This window comes from Mycobacterium sp. (assembly GCF_049281135.1).
In the GTDB taxonomy this organism is placed as follows: Bacteria; Actinomycetota; Actinomycetes; order Mycobacteriales; family Mycobacteriaceae; genus Mycobacterium.
On record NZ_JBAPRN010000604.1, the window covers coordinates 21,995 to 29,178 of the forward strand.

The following is a 7,184-nucleotide window of genomic DNA, read 5'->3' on the forward strand; positions in this document are numbered from 1 at the left end:
TTCGCCAGACCTGAGAATTCAGAGCCGGTAAGTATCTTAAATGCCCGACGCCCGGGATGCGGCGCTTCTCGACAGTCTTGCCGCGCACGGAACCTCACCAAAACACCGTCTTCAAATCCCGGTAGCCGCGGTTGCGGATACTCGTAGGCTTTGACCATGCGCGTATCCATGCCGAGCCCGTTGCCGCCTGGACCCCCGCTCCCCCGGTCGGTGCAGACCGCGCTGATGCTGCGCTACTGGCCGCGCTTTGTGGCCGCCTGCCGACGCCGCTACGGCAGCGTGTTCACCCTGCGAGTCGCGTCGCTGGGAACACTCGTTTACCTCGATGATCCCGCCGACATCAAGGCGGTGTTTGCCGGTGATCCGGCCGTCTATCACGCCGGCGAAGCGAATTCGATATTGGCCGGGGCACTCGGCGAGAGCTCAGTGTTGGTAATCGACGACGACCTGCATCGCGACCGTCGCCGCCTGATGAGCGCTCCGTTTCACCGCGACGCCGTTGCGCGCCAGACCGGTGTGATGGCCGAGATCGCCGCCGCCAACATTGCCGGTTGGCCAGTGGCTGAAGAGTTTCCGGTTGCGCCCAGAATGTCGGAGATCACTCTCGAGGTAATTTTTCGGACCGTCATCGGCGCCACCGACCCGGCCCGGCTGGCGTCGTTGCGCGAGGTGATGCCGCGGCTGCTCAACTTCGGATCATGGGCCTCGCTGTCCATCGCCAATCCCGACCTGCAGCGCCGGCGCCCCTGGCGATATGTACGTCGCCGCATCGAGGAAGCCGACCGGCTGTTGTATGCCGAGATCGCCGATCGTCGCGCCGACCCCGATCTTGCGCAGCGCACCGACGTGCTCGCGATGCTCGTGCGTGCCGGCGACGACGACGGTCGAACGATGACCGACTCCGAATTGCGTGATCAACTCATGACACTTCTGGTCGCCGGGCACGACACCACAGCGACGGCGCTGTCGTGGACTCTGGAGCGACTCGTCAGGCAACCGGACAAACTGGACAAGGCGGTACGCGCCGCCGACGCGAGTGCGGCCGGTGATCCGGCGGGAGACGAGTACCTCGACGCGATTGCAAAGGAAACGCTGCGGATCCGCCCGGTGGTCTTCGATGTCGGCCGGGTCCTGACCCGGCCCGTCGAGCTGGCGGGCTACCGACTGCCCGCCGGCGTCATGGTCGCTCCGGGCATCGGGCTGGTACACAGCAGCCCCGAGCTATATCCGCATCCCGACCGGTTCGACCCAGACCGGATGCTGGGTGCCACGCCGGGTCCCACCACGTGGCTGCCGTTCGGCGGCGGCAATCGCCGCTGCCTCGGGGCGACGTTCGCCATGGCCGAGCTAAAAGTCGTCCTGCGTGAGGTCCTCCGCCGTATCGAGCTGAGGACCACCACCGCCAGGGGCGAACGACAGAAGGTGAGGCATGTCATCCTTACGCCGCACCGTGGCGCACGCATCTATGTCCAAGCCATGCGAGACACCGTGACGGCATCGCCCGCAACAATGCAGATGCCACGCTGCCCCATCGCCAGCTCGCGCGACGCAGCTACGCCTGCATGATCACGCAGGGGCGCGCCGCCTCACGTCGCCAGCGCGCAATCACATTGCGCGCGTTTCGATTTCCGCGTGAAACCGGTGGGCCGCGGCGCGATCAACTGACCGAATCGTGTACCAAACCGGAGCTGGACGGCGATACTGCTGGCGCGCCTGCTTCCTTCTCCTGCTGCCGCAACGCCCGCAGCAGCGCCCACGTCATGATGACTACCCAGATGCCGAACGTGGCAAGGCCGAGGTAGAAGACGAGCAACCCCTGCCACGCCACCGGTCCTGTCTTTGCGAAGTACGGAAAGAAGGCGGGCAGGAAAGTGAGCGGAATCCATATGTTGGCGTATCCGACCCAGCGAGGGAATACCGGCTGCGCAGCGCGGTCCATCAGGATTGCCACAGCAATCGGGATGTCCTGGAGGAGGAAGAGCCCGATCGGGGTGACCAGCAGCAGCCACGCCAAATCGTTGATCGCCTGAATCACCGCGGGATCGCGGTCGGGGCGAAACGCGGCGACGTTCATGACGATCAGTGGCAAGACGGCGACGATCACCACGCAGATACCGCCGATCTGCTGAAGATTCGCCAATGCGGGCGGCGCCGACTTGATCCGCAACATCTGTGTAGTGATCAAAGCGACGATCGGCCCTAAGAATCCCAACCCAATTGCAGCCAACAACAATCCGAGGCGTGTCGTGGTGGGATGAGCACCGTAGAACTCGGCGATCTGCCTCGTGCTCAGGTTGGCGCCGGGCGGCACCGGAAACAGCCGGGCGACGATGAAGCCGACGAAGGTCAGCACGATGACGGCCAATCCACACCACGCCATAGCTCGTTGCACGGCATACGTCATGACCCCACCCCTAAACGCCCGCCCAATCGCCGAGTGATTCGCTTTTTGCCGCTACGACGCAGAATCTCCCGAGCGCTGCCGCGCCCCGGCCATCCGCTGAGGAACGCCATCGGGAACGCACCTGCACCGGTGTGCCACAGCCCATCGATGGGCGTGTTCCACGCCGACAACGACGGCGTCGGACGCCAGGGTCCCATCTGCGCCAGGGAACAGTCCACGTGTTCGTAATTGCCACGGGCAACGTGGTACTGCGACTCGAAGTCGTCGGGTGTGGTGATGTGAACGTCGAGGACCGAGTCGCCCAATTCCGGTGCATACTGCGCGAAGTTGTCCATCATCAGCTTGACGTACTGTTCCTTCTCGTCCTCCCACGTGCGCCCGCCCGACAGTTTCCGCGGCGTGTTGAACGCATAGAAGTAGAGCGTGTCACCGTCACTGCCCTCGGGCACCAAAGTGCGGTCGTAGACCGAACTGGTGATGTGCTGAATGGGGATCTCGTGGGTGAACTCGCCGTTGATCGCGGCATGGGCCGAGCGGTTGAGGTACTCCATACTTGGGCAGATCGTGATGGCAGACAACGCTTCTGGACTGCGGCCCTGTTGGTAGCGGGGAAAGGTGAGCCGCCGGTCCAGCGCGCAGTCGACCTTAAACGTGTAGATGTTGGAGTGCAGATTCTGAAGTCCGCGGACCTCGTCCCGAGTTTGTTCTGGCACCACGTCGGAGTCGAGCAGTTTGGTCACCAAGGTGATCGGGTCGGTAGCGGCAACCACCTCACGCGCGGTGAACGTCCGCCCATCTTCGAGCGTGACGCCTCGTGCCCGGCCTCCTTCGGTGAGGATCTCTTTGGCTTTGGCGGCGGTGAGGATCGTGCCCCCGTGCGCTTCCACGCAGCGGGCAAGGGCCTGGGTGTAAGCGCCAGTGCCGCCGACCGGATGGCGCACCCCCCACTCGTGCAACCCGGCGATGAGCGACAAGTGCAGACCGGTGCCGGCTTCCCATGTCGGAGCGAAACTGGCCAGCGAATAGGTGGCGACCGGCACCTTGATCTCGTCGCGGTCGAAGTACTCCTCGCAGACCTGTTCGATGGAGGCCAGCATGGCCCGGGCGCCGCGTGCAATCGACCGCGGCCCCTTGGCGGCTCGGACCAGCATCTCGGCCAATGCCGCCGGCCGCACCCGCACAGGATGCCCCTGCAGATACGGCAGGGCCGCCTTGAGCGTCGTGGTGATGTCGTCGCACAACTGCTCGTAGCGGCGAGCGTCCTTGTGTGAATAGCGCTTGATCTCGTCGAGCAGGCGGCTGCGGTCCTTCCAAATCGGCATTACCTGCCCATCGGGGCCCAGCCATGTCAGCAACGTATCGGGGTAGACCCATCGCAGTCCGTACTTTTCAAGCTCGAGTTCGTGATCAACGGACGGCTCCACACCGGTCAGCAGAAACTCGACCGAACACGGATTGACCTTGTAGCCGGGCGCATTCGGCATTTCCATGGTCCAGGCGAGGCCTCCGACGACGTCGCGCGCCTCCAGAACCAGTACTTTTTTGCCTGCGCGAGCCAGGTAAGCCGCACATGTCAATCCGTTATGGCCGGCACCGACCACGATCACATCGCGAACCGAGTTGTCTCTCAAGGCCAACGAGACCACGGCATCTCCCTTCCCTGCCACACCCTGTATTGAACGAACTGTTTGCCTATGTAAACGGACTGTATAGTAGATGAAACAGTACGTCTAGAGTGGCTGCGGCAGGACGCGTATTACAGTCGGGCAGAGGCTGATCAGCTCCGGCCGTCGCAGCAGCGAGGAATGTCCATGTCAGAGCCGTCAACTCTCCGCGACGTGCGGGACAAGCGAAGGGCCGAACGCCTGAGCGGCCGCACCCGGCCGGACTACATGACCGTCATCGTCGAAGCCACCGAGCGGGTGTTGGCGGAAACACCGTTTCACAAAATCACCATCGACCAGATCCTCAACGAGGCGCAGGTTTCGCGTGCGACGTTCTACGCCTACTTCTCGTCGAAGGGCGAAGTGGTCGCCGAAGTGTTGGGCCGCGTCATGCTCGAGCTCTTCGACCTGCTCGACCCGTTGTTCCAACGGCTCCCTGACGCCAATCGACGTCAGGCAATCGCCGCCGTCCTGCAGGAGTCGGCAAAGCTGTGGAAGCTACATCGCCCGGTTTTCCACGCCACACACGAGAATTGGCACTCCGTGCCCGAGTTGCGGGACAAATGGCTCGCGCTCGTCGAGAAATTCACCGATGCCATCGCGGGACAATTGGAGCGTGACGCCAAGCGCGAACCGGCCCTTGGGGGGAAGGCGCGTCAGCGCAGTGCGGTTTTGCTGTGGTCAAGCGAGCAACTGTTCTATCTAGCCGGGACCGACGCCGACGACGACCTGGACAATGAGCAGGACCTGCTAGAGACCCTGGCAATCATGTGGGAGGGTACGCTATTTGGGCCAGAGTGATCTGGCCGCCGCTGTTCGGCTCGCCACCGACGGACGCACCCATTGGGGTCCGCCGCCTCAGGTCGCTTGGGCGCCAATCACATTCCGAGCGGCCCGATTTCCAAACTCGACCGCGGTGTTCTGTCCCGCCGCCGACATGAAGTCGGCAGCGTACTGAACCGGCGATGCCGGATCGAGCGACGCGTTGAGACGCCCGATGTCCTGGTAGGCGCCGATCCGGGTGAACGGCAACGCCCGCCGCCACCGCGTCACATGGGTGAACTCGACTGTGTTGCGCAGTTCGGGGAACACCTCGAACACGGTCGCCAAGGTGTGCTCAACCACCTGCTCGTCGGACGCGTCGATCATCCGCTCCGACGCGCCGGTCTCCCATAAGCAGCTCAGCAAGCCGTGTCCGGCCGGGGCGCGATCCGGGGCCTTGTTGTGGTCGAGGAACATCAGCGCGATGTCGGGGTCCTCCACCGACGGGAACATCACCAGAAACGCCGGGCAGTCCGGAGGCCTGGTAGTACCGACGGCGACGCTGATGCATTGGGTGTAGCCCAGACTCTTGTCGAGCTGACCAAGGATGCCGCGATCATCGACGCAGATGGCCGTCGCCTCGGGCAGCGGGCAGGTGACGACACAGGCGTCGTAATCCGATGTCGTGCCGGAATGGCTGACACGGACCCGGTTTTCGGCGCGCCGCACCTGGGTGACCGGCGTCTGCAGGTGTACCTTGAGCCCCTCGGCCAGCCGCTCAGGCATCCGGCCCTGTCCGCCGACAGCGGCCAAGATCTTCGCGGTGAAGATGTTGCCGATCCCGGAGAACAACTCCACCTTTGACACCTTGTCCGTGTCAGCGATCAGCATCGTTCGAACGATCGGCTCGCACAGGTAGCTGTCGAGCTCGGTCGAGAGCGCGCGCGTCGCATACGCGCGGGCGCTTTCGGTGTCGAGCGGCGCCGCCTTGCGCATATCGGCGTAGTCCAGCCGCCCACGCGCCTTGGCCAACCCCACGTCGAAAGCCAATCGGGGAACACGCAGTTTGGCGCCCAGCGACAGTACGCCGGTTTTCAGCCCGGAGCGCACCAGGTGATCCATGTCGAGCAGATGCGTGACGCCCGCGCGGCGGATGGCGATATATGGTGCAGTGCAGCATATTTCGACGTTCAGCTCACGCGCCAGTGCCAAGTAGCCGTGGTACGTGGAACCGAGCGCCGACGCGCCGGTGTCGATCGCGTAGCCATCGCGGCGCACCGTCTGCACGCGACCACCGGGAGTGTTCGTCGCCTCGAAGACATCGACTTGCCAGCCGGCCTGCTGTAGGCGATGGCCCGCCGTCAGCCCGGCAAGGCCCGCTCCCACGACGGCGGCGCGCGGCATGCTCATACCGCCCTGACCGAACGCGCCGACACAGCGGGCACATCGTCGAGCCGGTGCAACGAGCGACGGATTGTGTACGTCATCACGAAGAACCAGATCCAGAACGTCGCGAACGGCAGGTAAAAGCCGAACAACCCGTTCCAGGCGAACGGTCCGGTCTTGAAGAAGAAGATGATGCTCAGCGGTATCAGGTCGAGCATGAAAAATACGTTGAACCACCCGACCCAGCGCGGAATTATGGGGTTGGTGTCCTCATCGGCGAGCGCGGCATAAATGATGCTGATAACGACGAAGTAGAACGGCGCGATCACCCCGAGGAACTGCAACCAAGCGACGTCGTTGAGCAGCTGCACAATCTGCGGGTCGCGGTCGGACCGAAACGACGCGGTAAGCCACCAGCCGGCGGGATACGCGGTGAGTAGCACGTTGGTACAGCCGGCAATGATCTGACAGTAGGTGAGTATTCCCGGCTTTCCCTCGACGGCCGCGATGAGCTTGGCAAGCATCGCTGTCCAGGGCACGTAGAACATCGAACCGACGAGCACCAGCACCATCCCGATGCGGATTCCCATGGTGTTGTCGTGGTAGACCCGAGTGATCTGAGCGGCGTTCCAGCTCGGCGGTTGGGACGGGAAGAAGCCGGCGAGCGGCCAGATGCCGACCATGAGGAACGCGATGTAGACGAACCCGCTCCATGAAGTGCGCTGCAGGAGTCTCAGATTTGCCTGTGGCGACAGCATTCGTGTCCTCCCTGGTCGGTCGTGGCTCCTGACTCGACTCGAATCGAGAAACGTAAACGATCGTTGACTCCTCTTCTGCGTTGATACACTACCTCGCAGGCCGTGATTTTCACTCTGATAGACCTGATGGACTCGGGCAGATGTAATCCGCGGCCCCGGTCGCTGCAGACTTTTCAGTAAACGATGGTTGACAACGGCCATTTATAAACC

The 7,184-nt window shown here is 63.3% G+C and carries 6 protein-coding genes; 2 read left to right on the forward strand and 4 right to left on the reverse strand.

Annotated elements, in window-relative coordinates:
- Positions 1-156: 156 nt before the first annotated feature.
- Positions 157-1,566: a cytochrome P450 gene (locus tag WAN02_RS23810; RefSeq protein ID WP_422267010.1), complete on the forward strand. Its 1,410-nt coding sequence runs from the start codon at positions 157-159 to the stop codon at positions 1,564-1,566.
- 91 nt (positions 1,567-1,657) lie between these two features.
- Here the strand turns inward: WAN02_RS23810 and WAN02_RS23815 are convergent, their stop codons facing one another.
- Positions 1,658-2,404 carry a hypothetical protein gene (locus tag WAN02_RS23815; protein WP_422267011.1) on the reverse strand — a complete coding sequence of 249 codons (747 nt, stop codon included), beginning with the start codon at positions 2,402-2,404 and terminating at the stop codon, positions 1,658-1,660.
- A complete protein-coding gene (locus WAN02_RS23820; RefSeq protein WP_422267013.1) occupies positions 2,401-4,071 on the reverse strand; it encodes a phytoene desaturase family protein in 1,671 nt (556 codons plus the stop codon). Before WAN02_RS23820 ends, WAN02_RS23815 begins: the two co-directional genes overlap by 4 nt.
- A gap of 144 nt (positions 4,072-4,215) precedes the next feature.
- Between WAN02_RS23820 and WAN02_RS23825 the strand changes: the two genes are divergently transcribed.
- Positions 4,216-4,869, forward strand: a complete 654-nt coding sequence (locus tag WAN02_RS23825) for a TetR/AcrR family transcriptional regulator (RefSeq protein ID WP_422267015.1) — start codon at positions 4,216-4,218, stop codon at positions 4,867-4,869.
- Between the two features lie 57 nt (positions 4,870-4,926).
- Here the strand turns inward: WAN02_RS23825 and WAN02_RS23830 are convergent, their stop codons facing one another.
- Both WAN02_RS23830 and WAN02_RS23835 read right to left on the reverse strand, forming a co-directional pair.
- Complete coding sequence (locus WAN02_RS23830) at positions 4,927-6,240, reverse strand: protoporphyrinogen/coproporphyrinogen oxidase (protein ID WP_422267017.1); 1,314 nt, start codon at positions 6,238-6,240, stop codon at positions 4,927-4,929.
- Positions 6,237-6,974 carry a hypothetical protein gene (locus WAN02_RS23835; RefSeq protein WP_422267019.1) on the reverse strand — a complete coding sequence of 246 codons (738 nt, stop codon included), beginning with the start codon at positions 6,972-6,974 and terminating at the stop codon, positions 6,237-6,239. The genes WAN02_RS23830 and WAN02_RS23835 overlap by 4 nt, the downstream gene beginning before the upstream one ends.
- Between the last annotated feature and the right edge of the window lie 210 nt (positions 6,975-7,184).

Bases quoted from the DNA above. Each gene is read 5' to 3' on its own strand.
- WAN02_RS23835 (WP_422267019.1), bottom strand. From the start codon at position 6,974: ATGCTGTCGCCACAGGCAAATCTGAGACTCCTGCAGCGCACTTCATGG.
- WAN02_RS23830 (WP_422267017.1), bottom strand. From the start codon at position 6,240: ATGAGCATGCCGCGCGCCGCCGTCGTGGGAGCGGGCCTTGCCGGGCTG.
- WAN02_RS23815 (WP_422267011.1), bottom strand. From the start codon at position 2,404: ATGACGTATGCCGTGCAACGAGCTATGGCGTGGTGTGGATTGGCCGTC.
- WAN02_RS23825 (WP_422267015.1), top strand. From the start codon at position 4,216: ATGTCAGAGCCGTCAACTCTCCGCGACGTGCGGGACAAGCGAAGGGCC.
- WAN02_RS23810 (WP_422267010.1), top strand. From the start codon at position 157: ATGCGCGTATCCATGCCGAGCCCGTTGCCGCCTGGACCCCCGCTCCCC.